This window comes from Agrobacterium sp. ST15.13.015 (genome assembly GCF_027871645.1).
Taxonomy (GTDB): Bacteria; Pseudomonadota; Alphaproteobacteria; order Rhizobiales; family Rhizobiaceae; genus Agrobacterium; species Agrobacterium leguminum.
The window spans coordinates 37108-57488 of sequence record NZ_JAQAHF010000016.1; the positions used below are offsets into that span (position 1 = coordinate 37108).

Annotated in this window: 20 protein-coding genes; 1 reads left to right on the forward strand and 19 read right to left on the reverse strand. The window is 58.4% G+C overall.

Annotated features, from left to right (window positions below; genetic code table 11):
* Positions 1-132: 132 nt before the first annotated feature.
* From PIB16_RS21585 to PIB16_RS21605, 5 genes are all read right to left on the reverse strand, one after another.
* Positions 133-1389, reverse strand: coding sequence for an ABC transporter substrate-binding protein (locus tag PIB16_RS21585; protein WP_142843323.1), 1257 nt, complete (start codon positions 1387-1389; stop codon positions 133-135).
* A gap of 25 nt (positions 1390-1414) precedes the next feature.
* Positions 1415-3409 (reverse strand): putative bifunctional diguanylate cyclase/phosphodiesterase, encoded by a 1995-nt coding sequence (locus PIB16_RS21590; RefSeq protein ID WP_237681479.1) that lies wholly within the window; start codon positions 3407-3409, stop codon positions 1415-1417.
* Between the two features lie 100 nt (positions 3410-3509).
* Positions 3510-3752 (reverse strand): hypothetical protein, encoded by a 243-nt coding sequence (locus PIB16_RS21595; RefSeq protein ID WP_142843325.1) that lies wholly within the window; start codon positions 3750-3752, stop codon positions 3510-3512.
* A gap of 483 nt (positions 3753-4235) precedes the next feature.
* A complete protein-coding gene (locus tag PIB16_RS21600) occupies positions 4236-5189 on the reverse strand; it encodes an AraC family transcriptional regulator (protein WP_161596384.1) in 954 nt (317 codons plus the stop codon).
* 395 nt (positions 5190-5584) lie between these two features.
* On the reverse strand, positions 5585-6301 hold the full coding sequence (locus tag PIB16_RS21605) for a helix-turn-helix transcriptional regulator (protein WP_271046319.1): 717 nt from the start codon (positions 6299-6301) through the stop codon (positions 5585-5587).
* Positions 6302-6448: 147 nt separating this feature from the next.
* Here PIB16_RS21605 and PIB16_RS21610 point away from each other — a divergent pair, with 147 nt between their 5' ends.
* A complete protein-coding gene (locus tag PIB16_RS21610) occupies positions 6449-8335 on the forward strand; it encodes a diguanylate cyclase (RefSeq protein ID WP_142843328.1) in 1887 nt (628 codons plus the stop codon).
* 114 nt (positions 8336-8449) lie between these two features.
* Here the strand turns inward: PIB16_RS21610 and PIB16_RS21615 are convergent, their stop codons facing one another.
* From PIB16_RS21615 to PIB16_RS21680, 14 genes are all read right to left on the reverse strand, one after another.
* Entirely contained in the window at positions 8450-9163 is a 714-nt protein-coding gene (locus PIB16_RS21615; RefSeq protein WP_161991475.1) for an autoinducer binding domain-containing protein, read from the reverse strand.
* Positions 9164-9537: 374 nt separating this feature from the next.
* Positions 9538-9759 (reverse strand): hypothetical protein, encoded by a 222-nt coding sequence (locus PIB16_RS21620; RefSeq protein WP_142843329.1) that lies wholly within the window; start codon positions 9757-9759, stop codon positions 9538-9540.
* Between the two features lie 97 nt (positions 9760-9856).
* Positions 9857-11158 carry an IncP-type conjugal transfer protein TrbI gene (trbI, locus tag PIB16_RS21625; RefSeq protein WP_142843330.1) on the reverse strand — a complete coding sequence of 434 codons (1302 nt, stop codon included), beginning with the start codon at positions 11156-11158 and terminating at the stop codon, positions 9857-9859.
* A 12-nt stretch (positions 11159-11170) separates the two neighbouring features.
* Positions 11171-11608: a conjugal transfer protein TrbH gene (trbH, locus tag PIB16_RS21630; RefSeq protein ID WP_142843331.1), complete on the reverse strand. Its 438-nt coding sequence runs from the start codon at positions 11606-11608 to the stop codon at positions 11171-11173.
* Positions 11609-11611: 3 nt separating this feature from the next.
* Positions 11612-12424, reverse strand: coding sequence for a P-type conjugative transfer protein TrbG (trbG, locus tag PIB16_RS21635; RefSeq protein ID WP_142843332.1), 813 nt, complete (start codon positions 12422-12424; stop codon positions 11612-11614).
* Between the two features lie 17 nt (positions 12425-12441).
* Positions 12442-13104, reverse strand: a complete 663-nt coding sequence (locus tag PIB16_RS21640; RefSeq protein WP_065653658.1) for a conjugal transfer protein TrbF — start codon at positions 13102-13104, stop codon at positions 12442-12444.
* Positions 13105-13128: 24 nt separating this feature from the next.
* Positions 13129-14307, reverse strand: a complete 1179-nt coding sequence (gene trbL / locus PIB16_RS21645; RefSeq protein WP_142843333.1) for a P-type conjugative transfer protein TrbL — start codon at positions 14305-14307, stop codon at positions 13129-13131.
* A 4-nt stretch (positions 14308-14311) separates the two neighbouring features.
* A complete protein-coding gene (gene trbK, locus PIB16_RS21650; RefSeq protein WP_142843334.1) occupies positions 14312-14488 on the reverse strand; it encodes an entry exclusion protein TrbK in 177 nt (58 codons plus the stop codon).
* Positions 14482-15285: a P-type conjugative transfer protein TrbJ gene (trbJ, locus tag PIB16_RS21655; RefSeq protein ID WP_142843335.1), complete on the reverse strand. Its 804-nt coding sequence runs from the start codon at positions 15283-15285 to the stop codon at positions 14482-14484. Before trbJ ends, trbK begins: the two co-directional genes overlap by 7 nt.
* Positions 15257-17713 carry a conjugal transfer protein TrbE gene (locus PIB16_RS21660; protein ID WP_142843336.1) on the reverse strand — a complete coding sequence of 819 codons (2457 nt, stop codon included), beginning with the start codon at positions 17711-17713 and terminating at the stop codon, positions 15257-15259. Before PIB16_RS21660 ends, trbJ begins: the two co-directional genes overlap by 29 nt.
* A 9-nt stretch (positions 17714-17722) precedes the next feature.
* Positions 17723-18022, reverse strand: coding sequence for a conjugal transfer protein TrbD (locus tag PIB16_RS21665; protein WP_037094117.1), 300 nt, complete (start codon positions 18020-18022; stop codon positions 17723-17725).
* On the reverse strand, positions 18015-18398 hold the full coding sequence (locus PIB16_RS21670; protein WP_142843337.1) for a TrbC/VirB2 family protein: 384 nt from the start codon (positions 18396-18398) through the stop codon (positions 18015-18017). Before PIB16_RS21670 ends, PIB16_RS21665 begins: the two co-directional genes overlap by 8 nt.
* Entirely contained in the window at positions 18388-19365 is a 978-nt protein-coding gene (trbB, locus tag PIB16_RS21675; protein ID WP_142843338.1) for a P-type conjugative transfer ATPase TrbB, read from the reverse strand. Before trbB ends, PIB16_RS21670 begins: the two co-directional genes overlap by 11 nt.
* Before the next feature lie 12 nt (positions 19366-19377).
* Positions 19378-20001 (reverse strand): acyl-homoserine-lactone synthase, encoded by a 624-nt coding sequence (locus PIB16_RS21680; RefSeq protein WP_142843339.1) that lies wholly within the window; start codon positions 19999-20001, stop codon positions 19378-19380.
* Positions 20002-20381 lie beyond the last annotated feature (380 nt).

A 20381-nucleotide genomic window follows, 5' to 3' on the forward strand; every position in this document is an offset into this window, starting at 1 on the left:
TTCCGACGCGATCAATTGCTTGGCAGGCACACGACCGCCACCGCATGTGCTATGCTCGGCTCATCTACCTCCGCGGCCCGCTCTGGCACTCCGGCCGTTGCGAGTGATCAGCGCTCACTTCCCCTGATGAGCCTATTTCTTGCTTAGGACAGCATAAAGCTGCTCCTGAGCGCTTTCGACGGGTATGCGATCATCGTCGAAAAAGTTCGCAAGAACCGCGATAAATGCTTCGGACATCTGGGCGGGCATTGCCATGGATTGGGCGCTAACGTCGCTGTTCCTTGCGATCATTTCCAATCCAAGACGACCACAGCGATCAAGGTTACTCGGATCCACGTCTGTCCGTACGGGAAGTGATCCCTTGAGCCCGCTGAAAGCAACCTGATTGACCGGGTCCATGACCACGCGGGCAAAATCCCGCTGTGCTTTGATTGAAGCTTCGCGATTTGTAATCGGGAAGGCGAAGGCATCGACGACCATGAAGTAGGCGATTTCCGTACCCGGCACGAGGCTGCATTGGAAGTCCTTGTCCAAGACATAGCCTCTTGTCATCAGTTCTCCCTTGGCCCAATCACCCATGAACTGCATGCCGGCATCCCCGCTTCCCACCGCCGCAGCAGCATCCGCCCAGGTTTTGCCCACCCGCCGCTGCGCAGGCTCAGCATAGCTGGACAGTCGTCGCAACATCGAGAGCGCTTCAGCCATCCGGGGATCACGTATCATCGACGCGTCACCCCGGATTACGCGGGCATATCCTTGCGAACCCAGCTGCTGGTACATGATGTTATTGAATATGAGCGAGATCTCCCAGCGGCCGCCTCCCAGTGCGAGAGCAACATGCCCCTCCTGTTTTATCCTGTCGGCAGCGCCAATAATTTCCTCCCACGTCCTCGGCGCCGGAAGTCCCAGCCGATCAAAGAGGGCCTTGCTGGTCCACAGCCAGTTCTCGGCATGAATGTTCGTTGGTGCGAAGTAGATCTTCCCCTTGAAGCTTATCCGATCAACCACGGTCGCAGGTAGCACCTCACGCCAGCGGTCTGCCGCGGCAACCTCTTCCAGATCCAGGACGATTCCCATTTCCGGCAATTCCCGGGAACCTTCATTGGCGTTCCACTGCATGACCGCGGGTGCGTAGCCGCTGGCGACGCGATCACTCACTGTGCGTTGAACGGCAACCTTGTTTTCCATAGGAAGATCGATCCAACGGTTTCCCGCACGCGACCAAGCATCCCGAAACACGTCGAGCGCTCGTGCCTCACTCTTCGACACCCAATAATGGACGACATCGATGGCGCCGCGCTCGTCTGCCGAAACAGGACTGGAGGGCAGGCCAAATACCAGTGGCGCAAGAACCAGACCAAGATGCTTTGCTTTGTTTGAAAAGGTCATTTTGCATTTGCTCCGGAATGATGCGTCAATGTGCGCCCGCGGCGACCGGGTGGATTGTTTCGACAAACGGTACGAATTGGACCGCAGGAATGTGAGAGACCGCAATCTCAGCGGGCGCGGGTTTGCCGAACAGGTAGCCTTGACCCAGCTCGCAGCCGATCTCGAGAAGGAAGCGGCTTTGGGCATCCGTCTCGATACCCTCGGCGACGCATCGTTTTCCGAGATTGTTGGAGAGGTCCACGATTGCGCGGATGATTTGTGCCGACCGCGGATCCGTTTCGATGCCGGAAACGAAGCTACGATCGATTTTCAGTTCGTCGAAGGGGAAGTCCCGCAGATGGACCAAGGAAGCAAACCCAGTGCCAAAATCGTCGAGCGACACGGAAACGCCCTGTCGACGAAATCCCTCCACAGCGTTGAGAATCCGCTGGGAACCTCGGTTGAGGAATACATCTTCTGTGATCTCGACAGAAAAATCGCTCCATTCAAGGCGGTTTTCTCGGATTACCTTCGCAAAGATATCATAGCTTTCGTCCGTCAGGAGAAGCATCTCTGGCAGGTTGATGGCGACGGTGCCGGGCGCCAAGCCGGAACGCTTCCAGAAACGAAGGTCACGGCCAACAGTCGATATGACTGCCTTGGTCATACCCTTCATGAGTTGGGTGCCATCCATCAATGGCAGGAACCGACCGGGCGGCAGCAATCCGAAACATGGGTGCTGCCAGCGCACCAGCGCCTCAAACCCCACATGCTTGCCTGTGAGGAGGTCGACCTTTGGCTGATAGTGAACGACAAACTCCTGTCGGTCGGCTGCGGTGGCAAGTGCAGCCAAGAGCTGAGTGTCCTCGATCCGGTTGGCAAGTGCAGCTTCGTCGATGACGACGGCGGCACTACGTTCCCCCTTGGCGGCGTACAAAGCCACATCGGCCGCTTGCAGCAGACCGGTGCCATCATTTGCATGAAGAGGCGCGATAGCCCCACCAACGGATGCCGACGTCCGAAGAATTCGCCCCTCGAAGACGATATCTTCGGCAATGGCCTGCCTTATGCGCTCCGCAATAGAAATTAATAATGACGCATCCGTCACGCCAGGAAGAAGCATCGCGAATTCGTCTCCCCCAAGACGCACTGCCGTATCACCTGCACGCACAACCTGCCGAAGCGCCTCTGCGACATGCCGGAGGATCGCATCTCCGGCAGTATGACCGAAGCTGTCGTTGATACCCTTGAAGTGATCGAGATCGACCAGGAGTATTGAAAAACCCGGATCCTTGCGTCCGAGTTCAGAGACAAGATGCGTAAGAACGGTGTTGAACTGGGAGCGATTGCCAAGCCCCGTCAAACCATCCGTATGCGCAAGATGCTCCAGTTTGGACTGGTAGTCTACGGTCCGGAAATGCTCATTGCGCAGTTTCTGCAGCAGGGGGCGGAACACCAGCGTGGCTGTGACGAGGACGGTCATTGCGATGAGCGCAAGAAGACACACGCCCGCAAGTTTCGCGTTGTAGACACTGAGCGTGCTTCGTTCGTGAGTACGCTGACTGAGATCTGAAAATCCGCGCATCAACATGCTGTCGGATGCTGCCGCAAAATCTATCGCTCCCCAGAACGAATATCGATCCCGCCTCTCTTGCGTGCCGGCCGTTGCGATTTGCTCAGCTCGCCCAAGGAATTCCACTACAGACTTGCCCAAATCCTCTCTTGCGCGCTCAAACGCCTCGTCCTGGGGGAGTAGACGTTCAAGGTAGTTCCCCTTGATTTCTGCATGCATGGTTTCCAACCGGCTCGCCACGGAGCGGAGGTCCGTAATTGCCTGGAGGATGTCGTCACGCATCGCATCGACAATATATTCGGGCAGCTTGAGGTCAGCCGAAGCGCGCATCAGAGCACGGGTCTGGTTGGCGAGTTGTTGAAACCGTATGAACTGATTGCTGGTCAGAAAGCTGATGTTCTGCTGCAGCGAGTGGCGGTCCAGCGCCACCAGCACCGTCGCGCACGTAGCCCCGATCAACAACATCATAATGATGACCGTGTTAAGGTATTGCCGGCTGATCGACCGAATATACCGACCCATGGACTTGTTGTGTTCGCTTATGAGCTGTCCAGCAAACGGCATCTCATCAGCCCTCGCCGGCAAGTTCGGAGGCAGCACCCCGCCCGTTCGCGGCCCAGAGACCAAACTCCGTATGATCCAGCAATTGAATTCGAGGTGCGGCAGCGCCTTGCGATGCAGAAGCAGTTATCGCCATGCGGATCTCTTCGAGCTGTGCATAGACCTCCAGAATCTGGTCACGTACAGCCCGCAGCTCAGGGGATGAATGCTGTTGGAACCTGGTACTGGGAAAGGAAATGAGATTAGACATTTTGAGAGTATTCCCCTAAATCATGCAATTCGTTGGTCTTTCAGCGCCACCAGCATTGTGACATTCCATCTCCTTCCCGCACGCCTTCCAGTAGCGAATAGCCCTCACGGCATTTCGCAACGACGCTGTATTAGGAGAAATTGGGAACCGGCGGATCGTAAGGATGAGCTGACGCAGTAGTCTCGATGGCGGTGAAAGTTGATATCGACCAGGCACAGACCCCGGTCGTATCGAAATCCGACATCCTGCCAGCCCCGGCGTTCATCCGCCTTTCCGATAAAGCCCAGAATTGGGCTCAATTGTAAATTTGTGATTAATCAAATATTGGCCAGATGAAGGCGAACAAATAGGTTGCGGATTTCGGATATTCGGCACGCCACAGGGATATCCGGGAAGAAAGCGACCGTCGATGGAAACGGCGCCTATCTAAACGAACCGGCCGGGCAAGGTTGGAAAACCCTTCAAGGTCTCCGCCCGCCTCTTTCAATCGCGCTGGGCTTGGCTTTCCCGACCCCTGCGAATTGTCTCATTAGGCAATTCCCCGAAAGCCGCTTTGTAGAGAGCTGAAAAATGGCCCATGTGGACGAACCCGTAGCGTCTGGCCACAGCTGAGACCGTCAAGTCTCCCGAAACGAGAAAATCGCGCCGGACGGCTTCCAACCGCAATTGCCGCCAGTAGTCGGATGGGGTCGTGTCCTTGAACTGCTGGAATGCTGATTGCAGAGCGCGGATGCTCACACCAGCGGCTATTGCGAGGTCCGCCATCTCTAGCGACGTATCAAGGTGAGCCATCATGAAGTCTATCGCTCGCTTCACGTGGCGAGGCACAGCGGCCGCCGCCGGGTCTTTGAGCGCGCTGGAATAGGTGTGTGGCAACTGTTCCAGCATGCATACGAGCATTGACCGGAACAGAAGCTCCGTTGACCGGAGTGGCAAGGCTTCTTCTTTGTCGTTTGCAAACGTCGACCACAGCAAGCCTCCCAAGGACATGAGATATCCGTGCAAGGTCGTGTTGGCTTCGATCTCAATCGCGAAATCCACATCCCCCGTCACAGGCCGATCGAGTAACAAGCTCAGTTCCCGTTTGAGAGCGTTCTGGCTGAAGGTGACGCCGATATGCGAGCGTCCCGCATGCTTACGAACGAACTCCGTCTGCTGCAGTTTGCCGACCAGAATACTATCTGACTTGGAAACGAGATCGAGGCCGCGACAACGAACTTCCATTGCCCCCGCTATTGGAAGGTACAGAGCACACGAGTCGGGAGGGGCATCGAAACTTGCCTCGACGCCGATGCCACAATCCGTCCGCCAGATGTCAAAACTGCCGGCGGAAAACTGCAGGTTCTCCATGCTGACCTTTCCGGCCTTGGAGAGAGGGCGGAGTTTTACGCATTCACGGCTCTGAGGAAGCTGTTCCTGAAGTTCGTCGATGTCCATTTGCACGAACTTGAAACGAGACGTTTGAGGAGCCCGCACCATCAGTGCCCCCGGATGCGTGCGGATCGGGCAGGGAGCTTTTGGGTAAGTTCCGTACCGCTCCGCCCAGATTCTCGCCAGATTTCAGCCGAGGGATACCGAAGAATGGGAAGTTGCCCGTGGGCAACAGTATCCGCACAAGTCGGCTTTGCAAATTCGATGAACATTGTGGTACGTACCTCAGAATACTCAAAATGCGGTGTCGTGGAGGCGAGAGCTCGTCTCTTCCTACCCCAGATTTGGGTCGATTCGCTAATTTTCTGCTAAAATGAGGACGGGCTGCCGAGCAGATGTTGCCGAAACCACGATGGCTGCGCCGTTATATTTCACGTGAAGTTAGAGCAAAGACTCCTGCATCATATTAGATGCCGGCGAATTGCTTCGGCGATCGCATGAGCGCGGTTAGCCGCGCCCAGCTTCTTCGCCGCGCTCTTCAGGTAGCTGTTGACAGTTTCGGTTCGATACTCGGAAACCCCGGAAATTTCCTCGCTGGTCAAGCCAGTGCTGGCGAGCTGAAGGCAACGCAGCTCACCATCTGTAGGCCGCAAGGCATCAGCGGCAAAACGATCCATCAAAGGCTTTGAAATTGTCCGGTGCAACGGCTCCGCGATGAATACCAGGAACTCTCGTTCGCCTGGGGTAAACGCCCGCTCCGTCGTGAAGCAAACACCGCCATAAACAACACCACCCCTGGCGACGGGAATTTGCAGGCGCTTGCCGATCTCGTAAGAGCGATGCAGATAGGAAAGACGTTGGGCCGGCGGCGAAAGGTCAAATGCCTCTTCCTCTGTCATCGGTGTCGCCTGTGCAGTCGACCGAACAAGCAGGGGATCGGAGCGGTTCCACTGTTCCGAAAAGTATGTTTCGACATAGGCTGGCGGCATGTCGCTCTCGATCGAGCGCCCTCGCCCGATGTGGTATCCGTTCAGGTCAAGTCCACCGAAGGCGACGTGCCGGAACCCGACAGCCTTTCTCACATGTTCAAGCAGCTCGTTATCGCGCAGTTGTCGCTGAACTGGAACTTCCGAAAGGTTCTTGAAGCGGTCAAACCCCTCCCCGTGTGTATGCCCCATCACTGATCTCTCGCCGAATCCTGAAAACCACATTTTTGCGCTGAATGCTTAACGCAATATCAATCGTCAACAGGCAACTTCTGGCTGATATTTCAGCTTCGCTCTCAGATTGTCAGCCGGGTCTCGGCGATTACACAGGGTATATGCATGGCAACGGGCGTCTGGGAGCGGCTTGCGGGCAATCTGGCATTTGTCGTTTTGTGCTTCGCCATGTGGGCACATTTTTCGATCTGGTACCGTCGGCTAATCGTTCGGCACGACAAAGTTCTTTTTGGTGCGTTCGCGGGCTGCACTTCTATCGGCTCCATGTTGCTCGCAGTCCAATACCAGCCCGGAATCTATCTTGATCTTCGTTTTGTTCCGCTTGCGCTGACCGCTGCATTGGGCGGCCCCATATCTGCCATCGGTGCAGTAGTCCCAGCCGCTATCTTTCGCCTCTATCTTGCCGGAACGGCTACCCTTGACGGGATCGTGGCGATCCTGGTCGTGAGCTCGGTGGGAGCGGCGACCTATTTGCTGCCGCGCACAAAATTCTCAGCGGGACGCATCCTTCTATTTCTCAGCCTGGCCCTGGCGCTTGCGCTAACCCTGGTGCTCGCTATTCTTCCAAGCCTGTCGGAGGTCCAAGCGCTCTCGGCCATCGGGTTCCCACTCATCACGGCAAACTGTGTCGCTGCAATCCTGTGTGGCCTCATCATGCTCAAGACAGATCGGGTGCAGCTGGAGCGCCGAATTTTGGAAACGGCATTCTCGCAGTCCCCCGACTATCTGTACGTTAAAGACAGGGAGAGCAAATTCCTGACCGTGAACGACAATATGGCCCGGCTATTCCGTTTTCCCGCAGCTTCCGACATGATCGGGCTTTCCGACTTCAACCTGCGCACTCCTCCAGAAGCCGAGGAGCTGTATTTCCGCGAACAGCAGATCATGCGCACCGGCGAACCGCAGATAGACTTTCAGGAGCGGTTGAACGATCGCCACCTGCTTGCGTCGAAGGTCCCTCTTCGGGATAGTGAGGGGCACATCGTTGGCCTCGCAGGCGTCACCCGTGACATTGCCGAACGCGTGGAACTCGAAAGCGAGCTTCGCGAAAAGCGAAACCTGCTGACGCTTGCGATGCATGGCATGTCCGAGGGTTTCGCCATTTTCGACAAGAAGGGGTTCCTCGTCTTCTGCAATGAGCAATACCGGGACGCATTCCCGTTTTCACGCGATGCTCGAGTCGTCGGTGCGCATATCAGCGACATCTTACGCAGCGTAGCGGAAACGGGCGAGCGTATCGACATGCCCGACGTGGCTTCAGAGCAATGGATCGAGCTGGCGGCAGCAAGCCTTCCTGTCAACAAGGACGAAGAAATCCAGCTTCAGAACGGCGAGTGGCGCGCACTTAAGACCCGGCTCGCCCATGATGGCACGGCGATGGTGGTCGTGTCTGACATCACGGCGACGAAGCAGGCGGAAATCGCTCTCCAGGAATCGGCTAACCAGCTCAGAGCCCTTGCAGACACGGATGGACTGACCAATCTCACCAATCGCCGCGCTTTCGATCGGGCTTTTGCGGCCCAAACCGAACATTGTATCAGCAGGGGTATGCCGCTCAGTGTCCTGATGATCGATGTCGACCGCTTCAAAGCCTACAACGACACCTATGGCCATCTTGCTGGTGACGACTGCCTGCGCATCGTCGGAAGATGTCTAGACAAGTCCGTGAAGCGCGCAGGGGACCTCGTGGCGCGTTACGGCGGCGAGGAGTTCGTGGTTCTACTTCCAAACACGGACGAAAAAGGCGCTGCAATCGTTGCCGACGAATTTGCTCATCTCCTGGCCAAAGAGAACATCCCACATGCTGGGAGCGAGTTCGGGCGAGTGACCGCGAGTGTAGGAATCTCAACGGTCACGGGGAAAGGTCTGCACTTCGGCTCAGCACGCATCCTTTCGGAAGCCGATGACGCCCTCTATGAGGCGAAAGAGAACGGTCGCAATCAAGTGGTGGCGCGGACGCTATCGGACGGACAGACCGTGACAGTTAAGTAAGGACCGAAGGCATCATAATGGCGGCCTTTCGCTGTTGCCGCCAAGCCCAAACACAGCAGAATTGGGCGCGTCTGCAGCTCGTATTCCAATTGTGGGAGGGCTGACGCGACGATGCTAATTAGAGCTTAGCAACCCACGATCTTTCGCGATTCCAACAAGCTGCGGCACTGATTCAGCGCCCAGCTTGGCACGGGCTTTATCGAGGTAGTGCTGCACGGTCCTCGAATTGATGCCGGTCACAGCGGCAGTTTCGAGTGTGTTTTTTCCTTTCATCGCCCATGTCAGGCACAGCATCTCGCGTGGTGACAGCACCTGCTTCGGATTGACGGCGGTTTTGGCAGCAATCATCTTCAATCGATAATGAACCATCATCACCAATTGGACAGCTCTCTTCGAGTCGAATGCGGCCGGGACGTCCACGTCTCTTTCCGAGGATGCAAAGGTCAGCATCATCGACGCGCCGTAACCACCTTCAACAGGGATCGTCATGCCGCAGCGGATCCCGTGGTCGATCGCCTCGTCGCGAAATTTTCTGAGTGGTGAAGAACCGCGGGCCGGCCAATCCTCCGCAGTCCAGAAGAAAACGTCCCGTTTGCGCTTCGCTTCCGTCACCACCGGATCGATGCTGGAATAGTCAGCCGAGAGGTAAAGACCCTCCCAGGGTTTGGGATAGGAGTTGAATGTCCTGATCTGGGCGCCTTCTTTTTCGAGATAGGCAAACCGTTCGTATCCGCAGGAACGCGTGAACTGCCTGAGGGCGCCCTTGACCATGGCCTCGTCTTGCGCGACTTCCAGCATATCAACGAGCGAGCGAAATTCTCCGTCCACGAACGCTTCTCCTATGTTTTTGACCCGTAACGCGGTCCTTTATTTGCCAGCCGAGACGCTGGATGATGGGCATCGTCGTTTGGCAACAGGCGGACCTGCTAATCGCCAACTGACGATAGCTCCGCAACCGGCGGTGCTTGGTTGATGCAAAGCAGTCCCTCTTGCCGTGTACGTTAGCACTACCCATAAAGGGGGAGCTTTCAAGGCTCCCTGCCTCAAAAAGATGACAAATCAAGAAAAGTTTTTGCGGGCGAATGGAAACCGTGTTCTGACGCGAGTGCTATGTACTGAAGAGAACGCGATATAAGGCCCGGCCCGTTTGCCCACGCAAGGCCCCAAATCCTAAAACTGCCAGCGCTTTTCAAGCGGCAAGATCACTTGGCGTCGATACGCGCCCGCTCGGATCTGACGGCTTTGATGATACGCCAGTTAATTCCCGGCTCGCGTGGCATCTGGATATCGTCCATGTTGTCGAAATCCGAAAGCCGGGTGTAAAACGCACTTCGAAGGCGCGAGATAAACTGCTTCGGCAAAGCGGTGTTTTCGAGAAGGTCCGGGTCGTCATCCGGCAAATCGCCAAAATCCATTTCTGTCATCGCCTATCCTTTCCTGCGTTGAGCAGGACCATCCGGCACCATTTCTTCAGCCAGCGCAACTCGCAGATTTGCACCTCTTGCAGACTTGGCGTTTCCTTTAGTTTATGCGGTAAGCCGACGGAAAGATGATGTCCTGGTCGACGAGGACGTTGAACTTATAGCCGGGGCGTATCTGGATCGTCGGCTGTACATTCAGGTTCTTCGAGATTGTCTGCTCGGCGACGCGACCGAAGCTTTCAGCAAAATTCCGTCTGGCGGCATCGGACGCCGTATCCTGCGTCGCAAGCGTCGAACTCTCCGGCATGGACATGTCGATCCCGGTTCCGATCAGCGCGACGAGTGCTGCCGAACCCCAGGTGCGCCAGAGATGTCGATCGACTTTATCCTTGAACCCGCCATATCCCTCGGCATCCGTGCCCGCCATGCCGCCGATCTGCAGGGTCGATCCGTTCGGAAAGATGAGGTCGGTCCAGACGACGAGTACGCGCTCCTGGCCAAACGACACCTTGGAATCGTAGCGGCCGAATAGTTTGGACCCCTGCGGGATCAGGAGCCGATAGCCGGTGGCGCTGTCAAAAACGTTCTGGCTGACCTGAGCGGTGATTCTGCCCGGAAGATCGGAGTTGAGCCCGGTGATCAACGTGGCCGGAATAACCGAGCCGCGCTTCAGCTCATAGGGCGAGATCTGCGGTACGACCCGGTTCGGCAGATAGCCGAGATCCTTGATGTCCTGATTGAAAAAATCCTGCTTCGAAGTCTGGGTGTTCGGATCGACGTTCTGTCCCATCAGCCCTGATTTGACAGCGGAGGCGTAGAGGTCGGAGGCATTGTTGGCTGTCGCAGTTGTCGTCTGCCGGCCCGTGTCTCTGGAATTGTTGGCGACTTTTTCGACATCGGAAATATCCACCTTCAATGGCGAGTCCAAAGCCGTTGCCCGCGCCTGAAGGCGGGCCATACGCTGGCGCTGCGCCTCGCGGATATATTGTTCGTCCTGCTCCCGTTTCAGGCGGGCTTTCCATTCCTCTTCGGATTCGAGCCTTGGCCGCCGTTCTTGCCTTTCCGCGGACTGGCGGTCGACAACAGATGTTTCCTTCTCGACCTTCTGTTCGACGGCGGGCGTTGGCTGAAACGCTTCGCGCTCAACCGGCTCGCCGATGATGCCGTCGGTAACGCCGCGTTTGAGTTGGTCTCCAAAATTGGTTGCGGGAGCATTCGAGGCGCTCTCGATATCATTGTTCCGATTGAATGCCAGCCCGCGCCACGACAGCCCGACCACGACCACCCCGACGAACAACGCGATGATGATGATGGCGATGATGATCGGCAGCCGATTGAGACGGCGCATACCCTTCTGATCGTCGGCTTGGTTGGAGGCGCCAAGCTGGAGAGACTGGACCATGTTCGCCTCCCCTCAGTTGCGTTGCATGATGGAAAGCGGGCTTGCCGGCGTGGCGCCGGCCGCCGTGGCCGTGTAGGCCCGACCAAGGGCAACGGACGGCGTGGAGAGCCGTGCGAGCACCTGGCCGTCGACGTCATCGATCGAATAAACGAGCTCGACCGTCTTCACATCCTTCCCTACCTTGCCGTCGGTGATGACGGTGTAGCCCCATCCTTTCAGCGCCGCCTCGAGCGCCGCCGCGAAATCTGACGTGTCCTTTTCCATTTTGAGCGTCGTCGTGCCTGCCGGATCGATCTGCTCGGCGAGGCGGCTCGCCATGTCGCCGGCGATGGCGCTAGCGGCTGGGCCGGTGACGGCGACCGGGGTTGAACTGGTGGTCAATCCATCCTCGGCTGTCTGGCAGCCTGAGAGCAGGGTGGCGGTGATGATGATGACGAGAAGCTTGCGCATGGTTCAGCCTCCCCGCCGGATGGTGATCTTCTGTTGGCGCCAGCCAACGCCGGAGACGAGGATCGCCTTGTCGACCGCGTAGTCGACGATCATCATGTCATTCTTCATCCGGTAATTGACGATGCGGTTCTGGCCGCCCGAGACGACGAAGAGCACTGGCGCATCCTGCCCCGAGATCGATTTCGAAAACTGGATGTAGGTTTTGACGCCATCCGAATAGACCCGTTTCGGCTTCCAGGGCGCCGAGCCACTCACGGAGTACGAGAAGTTCAGTTTGTCGGGCGCCGTGCCGGGAATGCCGCCGGTCTCGAGCCGGGAATTGATGTCGGCGAGCTTGGTCGATACGTCCTCCGGATATTCGAAGCCGATGCGCGCCATGTACTGGCTCGGATGGGATTTCAGCTGGATGTGGTAGGTGCGCCGCGATGTGGTGACCACCATCGAGGTAACGAGTCCCGGTTCCGACGGCTTGACGATCAAATGGATCGCCTGCCCGCCCGTGGCGCCGGAAGTCGCCGGTTCGACCTTCCAACGAACCGTGTCACCGACAAGCACATCGCGGACGATCTCGCCGCCTTGCAATTCGATATCGCAGACTTGAAGCGGCGAGCAGACGACCGACGGCTGGGTTTCTCCGAACAGGAAAATGACCTTGCCATCCGGGCCGGTCGTCACCAGCCCCGATGTCCCGCGCCACTTCCTGGAAATGTTGGTGCCCTTCACCTCGTTGTTTGTCATGCTCTGCGCCTCGATGCCGCTCGCGAGGACGAGCGTGGCCAAGCAGCCGGCGGCTGCGATCAATCCTGTTCTGTGCATTGAGAAATCCCCTGCCCTTAAAGCTGCGCTGTCCAGTCGAAATCCCGGACATAGAGACCGATCGGATTGAGACGGATGGTCGCCTCATCCTGCGGTGCGGTGAGCGTGACCGTTGCGATCCCGCGGAACCGGCGCGTGCCGATTTCCTTGCCCTTGCGGTCGCGTTCGTACTCGGTCCAGTCGATCTGATAAGTCTGGTTCGAGAGCGCCACGATGTTGTTGACCTCGATGGCAACGGTCGAGGACTTCGCTTTCTCGAACGGCGAGTTGCTCCGGAACCAGTCATTGATCTTCTGCGTCGACGGATCGGAGGTCCGAAGCAGCGCATAGGTCCGATCGATATATTGCTTCTGCACCACGGCATCCGGCGTAATGCTGCGGAAGCTGGTCACGAAGTTGCCGAGCGTGGCGCGCACCACCCGGACATCGGCATATTCGATCTGTTCGGGGAACCCTGACGTCACCGAGGTTCCAAGCTTGTCGACCTGGACGATGTAAGGCACCAATTTGACCTGAGTGCTCAAGTACATCGAATAGCTAAAGCCGATGACCGCCATTGTCAGACCGAGGATGCCGACAATGCGCCATGCGTCGGCGGCCTTTACGTAAGAGCCGTATCGTTCATTCCATTCCTGGCGTGCGGCGAGGTACGGGTTTTCGGGGGCGCGGTTCGCTGCCATCGATCCATCACTTTCTAATTGCGGTTAGTCTTTGCGTTCGGGAGGTGGCTTTGGTCCGCTATGCCCGCTACGCGCCTGGTCGAGCTTGGCGTTGGCAAGACCGAGGATCGAACCTGCATAGGCGCCGGGAGAACCGATGGCCTTCTCCTTGGCGGCCGAGCCTGCCGCATGTCCGGCCGATCCGATGCCAGCTCCGATCCCGCGAAGCATTGCGCCGGCGACGGATGAACCTGCAGCTCGGGCAGCCTGACCAGCCGCGAAGCCGGTCCCCGCGGCACCCGCTGCGAGGAAGCCAGCGCCTGTGGCGAAGGACGCGGCCTGCCCACCGTGCCGGATTGCTTCCATTCCGCCTGAGACAGAAGCTCCCTGCACGACGCCCTGCATGATGTTCGGGACGTAGATGGCGACAATGAAGACGACGACCGCAATGCCGGCGATCGCAAGTGCCGTCTGGAATTGGTCTCCAATGTCAGGTTCGTTTGCCAATCCGATCAGCACTTCCGATCCGATGCGCGAGATCATCACAAGCGCCATGAGCTTCATTCCGACCGAGAATGCGTAGACTAGGTATCGGACGGCGAAGTCCTTCGTATAGGACGAACCGCCAAGGCCGAGCATGATCATGCCGGCGAGAAGGCCGATATACATTTCGACCATGACCGACACAAAAATCGCTGCAACGAGCGAGAATGAGATGACCACGACGACCATTGCAAAAGCAGCCGAGATCGCCAGCGCATTGTCCTCAAAAAGACCGAACTGAATCTTTTCCGACATCTTCGTTGCGACGGCGAGTCCGGCATTGAAGACGTCGGCTGGTGACGCGGTCCCGCCACCAGCACCAATCTGGAACAGGCTGTCGACTACCGCCTTGGCGAAGGTGGGACCCTGCGCCAACACGAAGGCGAAGAAGCCGACGAACATGATCCGCCGGACAAGCTCGGCGAACCAGCTGTCAAGCGATGCGGCCTGTAGTGCCAGCCAGACGGCGGCGATGCCGATTTCGATCGTCGCCAGGATCCAGAATAACGATTTCGCCGCATCCATGACCGTGGTTTCCCACCCCTTCGCGGCCGTGGTGATCTGGCTCTGCAATGAGGTTAACACCGAGCCTTCCTGGGCGAAGGCTGGCTGGGCCGCCAGTGCGCAGAAGGTCGCAAGCAGCATCGCTGCCCTGAACCGTTGAAAAGGTATCCCCGTCATCTGCTCACCACTCGACCTTCATTCTCTCGCCGCCAGAGGTCGGATACTTCTTGGAGGTGCCAAAGAACTGTTCGCGACGCTCCTGCGCAGCCTGCTTTTCGGAGATGAGCAGCCAGATGCCGGTGCTGCCGGCCGCCACGATGGCCGCGAGTGTGAGCAGGATCAGTTTCGTTCTCACCATTCCACCTTCATCTTCTCGCCGCCGGACGTCGACGGGGCTGTCGCGCTGAAGAATTTCTCTCGTCGCGCCTGAGCCAGGTCCTTGTCGGTCTGCTCGGTCTGCAGCCAAGTCCCCATCATCGTCATTTGCTGGGAGACGAGACCGCGCAGTTTCTGCATCTGCGCGACCTGCTGTGCGGCGATCTCGTGCCCAACCTGGAGGGCCTTCATCTGCCCATCGGCGGTCTCGGACATCGATCGTAGCGAGGACATCGTGCCTTCCTCGCTGTCGAACTGATCGGCCGTCAGGCTTGCCGCTTTCAGGGTGCTGGCGATCGTGTCCCGGTTGGTATCGGACCACGACTGGTAGCTGGAGGAAAAGCTTGTCGCGCCCGGCAGGTTGGCCCTGAGGCTTGAATAGCTCTGGAAGCGCTGCTGCAGCACATCGTCTGCATTGCCCATCGAAAACGAAATGCTCTGGCCCTGGTCGATGAGGCTGCGCAACTGATTGAGGTCGCTTTCGACCTGTCCCCAGATATGCGACGGGAGGGTCGCCGTATTCTGCAGCAGGTTCTGGTAGATATTGAGCTGCGTTTCGATCTGTTGCGCGAGCTGGCTGATCTGGGTGAGCTGGTTCTGGATTTGCTCGCCGGATTGGCCAACGAGGGATACGAGTTCTCCATTGTTGAGGACCTGCGTCCATTCGGTCGCTGCACCTGTGGCGGTGCCGGCACGCGCTGGCGCGGCTGCACTTAGTGCAACGATTACAGCCACCAGACTGACGACGAATCTATTCGAAGTTGAGCAGCGACGCGGCATCGTGAACTCCTCTCATTTGAAGCCAGTGAACCGGCCAGTCGCGGCCGTGTTCGGAACTAAGCGTGCGAATGCGCTTCAAGTCTTCCTTGCCGGATGCGCCAACGAAGCTCAGCGCCACGGGGCCGAGCGCCATATCGAACAACCGACGGCCTTCGGGGGTGACGACGTAGTATTCGCGTTTGGGAATGGCGTTCGAAACGATCTCGATCTGTCGCTCGTTAAAGCCGATCCGTTCGTAGAATTCGCGCGTCCCAGATTCCCTTGCGGCGCCGTTCGGCAAGCAAATTTTCGTTGGGCAGGATTCCTTCAGCACATCGATAATACCCGAGCGTTCGGCGTCGGAGATCGACTGCGTGGCGAGTACAACGGCGCAATTGGCCTTGCGCAGCACCTTGAGCCACTCGCGGATCTTGCTGCGGAATACCGGATGACCGAGCATCAGCCAGGCCTCGTCGAGCACGATCAGGCTCGGGGAACCGTCGAGACGCTTCTCGATCCGCCGGAACAAGTAGGTTAGCACGGGCACAAGATTGCGCTCGCCCATGTTCATAAGGTGCTCGATCTCGAAGGTCTGGAATGCGCCGAGGGAAAGGCCGTCCTGTTCCGCGTCGAGAAGCTGGCCCATCGGGCCGTCGACCGTGTAGTGATGAAGCGCGTCCTTGATCTCGCGCATCTGGACGCCGCTGACGAAGTCTGACAGGGACCGTCCGGCCGCGCTGCCCATCAATCCGATCTGGCGAGAGATCGCGTTGCGATGATCAGGGGTGATGGCAACACCCTGAAGGGCGACCAACATTTCGATCCATTCCGTTGCCCAGGCGCGATCCGCATCGCTCGCGAGGTCCGATAGTGGGCAGAAGGCCAGCGCCTTTGCCTCTTCTTGGGCGTCGCCACCGATCTCATAGTGATCGCCGCCGGCGGCGAGCGTCAGCGGCAGGAGCGAGTTCCCCTTATCGAAAGCGAAGATCTGGGCGCGTTCGTACCGTCGGAACTGCGCTGCGATTAGTGCCAGCAGCGTCGACTTGCCCGAGCCGGTCGGCCCGAAGATCAGGGTGTGACCGACGTCATCGACATGGAGGTTCAACCGGAACGGAGTCGAGCCGCTCGCCACCTGCATAAGGGGTGGCGAGTTCGGCGGGTAGAATGGGCACGGCGCCGCCGGGCTGCCGGACCAGACCGAGTTCAGCGGGACCAGATCGGCGAGATTGCTGGTGTTGATTAGCGGCTCGCGGATGTTGCAGTACCAATTGCCGGGCAGGCTGCCGAGATAGGCGTCGGTGGCGTTGAGGGTCTCAATCCTTGCGCCGAATCCTTCCGCCTGGATCAGCCGGCGAATGGCTTCCGCTTTTTCCTGGAGAGCCTCACGGTCGTGATCAAACAGGACGATGACAGGCGTGTAGTAGCCGTAGGCAACCAGCTGCGAGGAGGCTTGCGCGATGGCATCCTCAGTCTCGGCTACCATGGTCATGGCATCCTGGTCGACGGAGCGGCTTTGCGTCTGGAAGAGCTGATCGAAGAACGGCCGTACCTTCTGCTGCCATTTCTTGCGGGTGCGTTCGAGTTTCTGCCGTGCCTCTTCCGCATCGAGGAAGATGAAGCGCGATGACCAGCGATAGGTGAGCGGCATCAGGTCCAGGCTGTTGAGAATCCCCGGCCAGCTCTCGGCCGGCAGGCCATCGATTGCCACAACCGCGAGAAACCGATTCTCGACCTTCGGCGTCAGGCCATGCTCGAGCTCGGCTGTCGCAATCCAGTCGAGATACATCGGGGCATCCGGCAATCTGATCGGATGGTTTTCGCCGGTGACGCAAAAGCGAACGAATTGTAGCAACTCGTCATAGCGGGCGAGCCGCTCCCCTCCCCTCTCCGCGACTTCGCGCGTCTCCATGCGCCGGATCGAAAGAGTGTTGGCAAAATACTGCTCGATCTCGCGGATGGCGTTCCTGAAGATGAAGAGCACCGTGTCGGCATAGCTCTTCTTGCGGCTCTCCTCGTCCGAGTAAATGTATTTGCTCAGCGCGGTCTTTTTGGACTCCAGGGGCCGATAGGTGAGGACGAGCGCGTGCTTGCTCTCGAAATGCCCCTGCTCGCGCCCGAAATGCGCCCGCCGCTCGGCGTCGATCGCGCGCGTGACCGCATCTGGAAAGTGGCAGCGATCGTCAGACGGATAGTCGAATGTCGGGATGCGAACGGCTTCGACCTGGATCATCCAGCCGCTCCCGAGCCGCGACAGGATCGTATTGATCTGCCGTGACAGGTCGTTGCGCTCGAGATCGGTAGCACTTTCGGAGTCGGGTCCCGCAAAATACCAGCCGGCCATCAGGCTTCCGTCTTTCAACAGAAGGACGCCATTGTCGACGAGGCCGGCATAGGGGACGAGATCCGCAAAGGATGGGCCGGTGGCCCGGAAGCGTTTCAGAGCAACCATGGCTTGCCCTCAATACCGGCGCCATGGCGAGGAGGTCGCCTTGTAGTAATGCTTGTACGAGACATGGCGGATATAGACCTGTCGCATCAGCGGGTCCGCCTTTGCCATCATTCTCAGGAGGCCGACGACGACGATCCAGACGGCAACGCCGAAGAGCGCGGAATAGATCGTCAGAACGACGAAGATGAGGATGACTGCAGCAAGACCGGTGATCAGCACCAACTCCCGGTCCGCGCCCATCAGCAGGTTCGGACGCGACAGCGCCCGATGAATGCGGTTGCGTTGCAGGCCAGACAGGGACTCAGCCATGAGCCCCCTCCCCTTCCCCGCTTTGATTGATTGAGATGGTCTGCTCGTCGGGCAGTCCGATCGAGGCACCGGTTGCGCCAAAAAGGCCGACGATGTTGGTGGCGCCAAGCAGGATGCCAGCGACGAGCACGATGTACATGAGCCGCCGCGCGAAATCGTTCAGTTCGCCGCCGAAGATTAGCATGCCGCCGGCGATCGCGACGGCTGCAAGCGCAATGGCGCCGGCAACTGGTCCGGTGATCGATTCCTGGATCTGCTGCAGCGGCCCTTCCCAGGGAAGACTGCCGCCGGAACTGGCGAGCGCCGGCGAGACCGAGGCAAGAGCGATGGGTGCCGCAAGGAGTACAGCGGCGATGAATGCGTTTCTACGCGACATGGCGCGCCTCCTGTTCTTCCGTAAGCTGGTCGGATTCGATTTCGTATTGGCCGCCCGCGAAGCGCTCGACCTGGATGACGTCGCGAACGCGCCGCCCGCGCGGCGTTCGCTCGATCGAGACGACGAGATCGACCGCTTCCCCGATCACTTCATGCATCGGCTGCTGGCTGGCTTCGGCAGTTAGCTGCTCGAGGCGGCGTAGCGCCGACATAGCGGTGTTGGAATGGATGGTGGCCACGCCTCCGGGATGGCCCGTGTTCCATGCTTTCAGCAACGTGAGCGCAGCGCCGTCGCGGACCTCGCCCACGACGATCCGGTCTGGGCGCAGACGCATGGTGCTCTTCAAGAGCCGTGCCATGTCAACGGTATCGCTGGTGTGGAGAAGAACAGCGTTCTCGGCCGCGCACTGGATCTCGGCGGTGTCTTCCAGGATGACGAGGCGGTCTTCCGGGGCAGACTTGACGATTTCGTCGATGACGGCATTTGCGAGCGTCGTCTTGCCCGACCCGGTGCCCCCGGATATGATGATGTTGAGCCGGGACGAAATCGCGCTGCGGATAGTCGAAGCCTGGTGTTCGGTCATCACGCCGGAGCGCACATAGTCATCGAGCCGGATCAGGCGCGAGGCTCGGCGGCGAATGGTGAACGCCGGCTTGGCGACAACGGGAGGCAACAGCCCTTCGAAGCGGTGACCGCCGATCGGTAGCTCCCCGGATATGATTGGTTGCTCGGTATCGACCTCGGATTGGAGCGCATGCGCGACCGTTCCGATCACCATCTCGGCGGCGGCAGGCGACATCTCACCGGCAGGCGCGACGCCATGACCGAGCCGTTCGATGAAGAGCTTGCCATCGGGATTGAGCATGATTTCGACAACCGTTGAGTCTTCCAGCGCAAAGCAGAGCTGGTCGCCCAGTGCCTCCTGGAGTTTGCGGACAAGTCGAGGATGAGATCGAAGCTGGTTCACGGCTTTTCTTTCTTACGCTGCTTGGCTGACGGCGCTGAGTTCGGAACGGTAGTTGGCAGGTCGGAGCCGTTGGAATGTGTCTGCATTCGCGGGAAGGGTCCCGGCGACAGCCATGGTCACCCCGATCTTCTTCGGCTCCGCCAGCCGCTGCAGGGGCCAGCCAACACGAGCGAGGATCCGCTCGAAGCGGAGGTCGGTCACCGTGACGATCTCCGTGTAGCCGTTCGCCATGCACCACTCGATGATGCCCGCAAACATGGTCAGGGTCGCCTCATGGACGGAGCCGTCTCCCCTACCCTCCCCGAGAGTCGTATCGACGCAGAAGCGGGAACTCTCGATCATGGCGGTGTGCGCATTCAGCTGACCATCCGGCAGCAGCGTCGGAAAGATGTTCGTCACCATCGTCGCGCCAAGAGCCGGGAGTAGCCTGGCGCAACCAGTCACGGCGCCACCGTCGGAAATTGCGAGAACGTAGGTCGGCATAAGAGCGTCAAAGGCGTCCGCCTCTTGACCGTCGACGACTTTGACCTCCCAGCCCAGGCGCTCGGCAAAAACGCGCGCACGTAGCTGATGATGGCGGTGGAGAAGCCGAGCTTCTTGAATATTTCGCGGTTTGGAAATCGCGAGAATCTGCATGAATTTCTCCGTCGGATATTGGTCGGCGGGGAAATCAGCACGGAACAGATTCGGGTGGTAGTTGTAGGATCCTACAAGCCCGATTGGAGTGAGTCGCGGCGCAACCGTCCCCTTTTCCGCGAAAGCAGCCTTGTTCCCGCAACAATTCGGTTAGGCGGTTGTAGGATTCACAGTAAAACAGACCATGAACCTGTGGGAGTGACGTGCTTTCTAAGGCAATGTTTCTACGGCTAAAAATTGATTGCGTTGGACGCCTTCTTTCTTGAGCGTTAAGCTTTCGTTAACCAAAAAGCTCTTGCTCAAAATCCAGAATCGACGCTTATTGCCAGTGGCGGAACTTTTGAAGTTTCGCGAAAAATATCGCCACTGGCAAGAAATGG

Bases quoted from the DNA above. Each gene is read 5' to 3' on its own strand.
- PIB16_RS21585 (WP_142843323.1), bottom strand. From the start codon at position 1,389: ATGACCTTTTCAAACAAAGCAAAGCATCTTGGTCTGGTTCTTGCGCCA.
- PIB16_RS21590 (WP_237681479.1), bottom strand. From the start codon at position 3,409: ATGATGTTGTTGATCGGGGCTACGTGCGCGACGGTGCTGGTGGCGCTG.
- PIB16_RS21595 (WP_142843325.1), bottom strand. From the start codon at position 3,752: ATGTCTAATCTCATTTCCTTTCCCAGTACCAGGTTCCAACAGCATTCA.
- PIB16_RS21600 (WP_161596384.1), bottom strand. From the start codon at position 5,189: ATGGACATCGACGAACTTCAGGAACAGCTTCCTCAGAGCCGTGAATGC.
- PIB16_RS21605 (WP_271046319.1), bottom strand. From the start codon at position 6,301: ATGGGGCATACACACGGGGAGGGGTTTGACCGCTTCAAGAACCTTTCG.
- PIB16_RS21610 (WP_142843328.1), top strand. From the start codon at position 6,449: ATGGCAACGGGCGTCTGGGAGCGGCTTGCGGGCAATCTGGCATTTGTC.
- PIB16_RS21620 (WP_142843329.1), bottom strand. From the start codon at position 9,759: ATGACAGAAATGGATTTTGGCGATTTGCCGGATGACGACCCGGACCTT.
- trbI (WP_142843330.1), bottom strand. From the start codon at position 11,158: ATGGTCCAGTCTCTCCAGCTTGGCGCCTCCAACCAAGCCGACGATCAG.
- trbH (WP_142843331.1), bottom strand. From the start codon at position 11,608: ATGCGCAAGCTTCTCGTCATCATCATCACCGCCACCCTGCTCTCAGGC.
- trbG (WP_142843332.1), bottom strand. From the start codon at position 12,424: ATGCACAGAACAGGATTGATCGCAGCCGCCGGCTGCTTGGCCACGCTC.
- PIB16_RS21640 (WP_065653658.1), bottom strand. From the start codon at position 13,104: ATGGCAGCGAACCGCGCCCCCGAAAACCCGTACCTCGCCGCACGCCAG.
- trbL (WP_142843333.1), bottom strand. From the start codon at position 14,307: ATGACGGGGATACCTTTTCAACGGTTCAGGGCAGCGATGCTGCTTGCG.
- trbK (WP_142843334.1), bottom strand. From the start codon at position 14,488: ATGGTGAGAACGAAACTGATCCTGCTCACACTCGCGGCCATCGTGGCG.
- trbJ (WP_142843335.1), bottom strand. From the start codon at position 15,285: ATGCCGCGTCGCTGCTCAACTTCGAATAGATTCGTCGTCAGTCTGGTG.
- PIB16_RS21660 (WP_142843336.1), bottom strand. From the start codon at position 17,713: ATGGTTGCTCTGAAACGCTTCCGGGCCACCGGCCCATCCTTTGCGGAT.
- PIB16_RS21665 (WP_037094117.1), bottom strand. From the start codon at position 18,022: ATGGCTGAGTCCCTGTCTGGCCTGCAACGCAACCGCATTCATCGGGCG.
- PIB16_RS21670 (WP_142843337.1), bottom strand. From the start codon at position 18,398: ATGTCGCGTAGAAACGCATTCATCGCCGCTGTACTCCTTGCGGCACCC.
- PIB16_RS21680 (WP_142843339.1), bottom strand. From the start codon at position 20,001: ATGCAGATTCTCGCGATTTCCAAACCGCGAAATATTCAAGAAGCTCGG.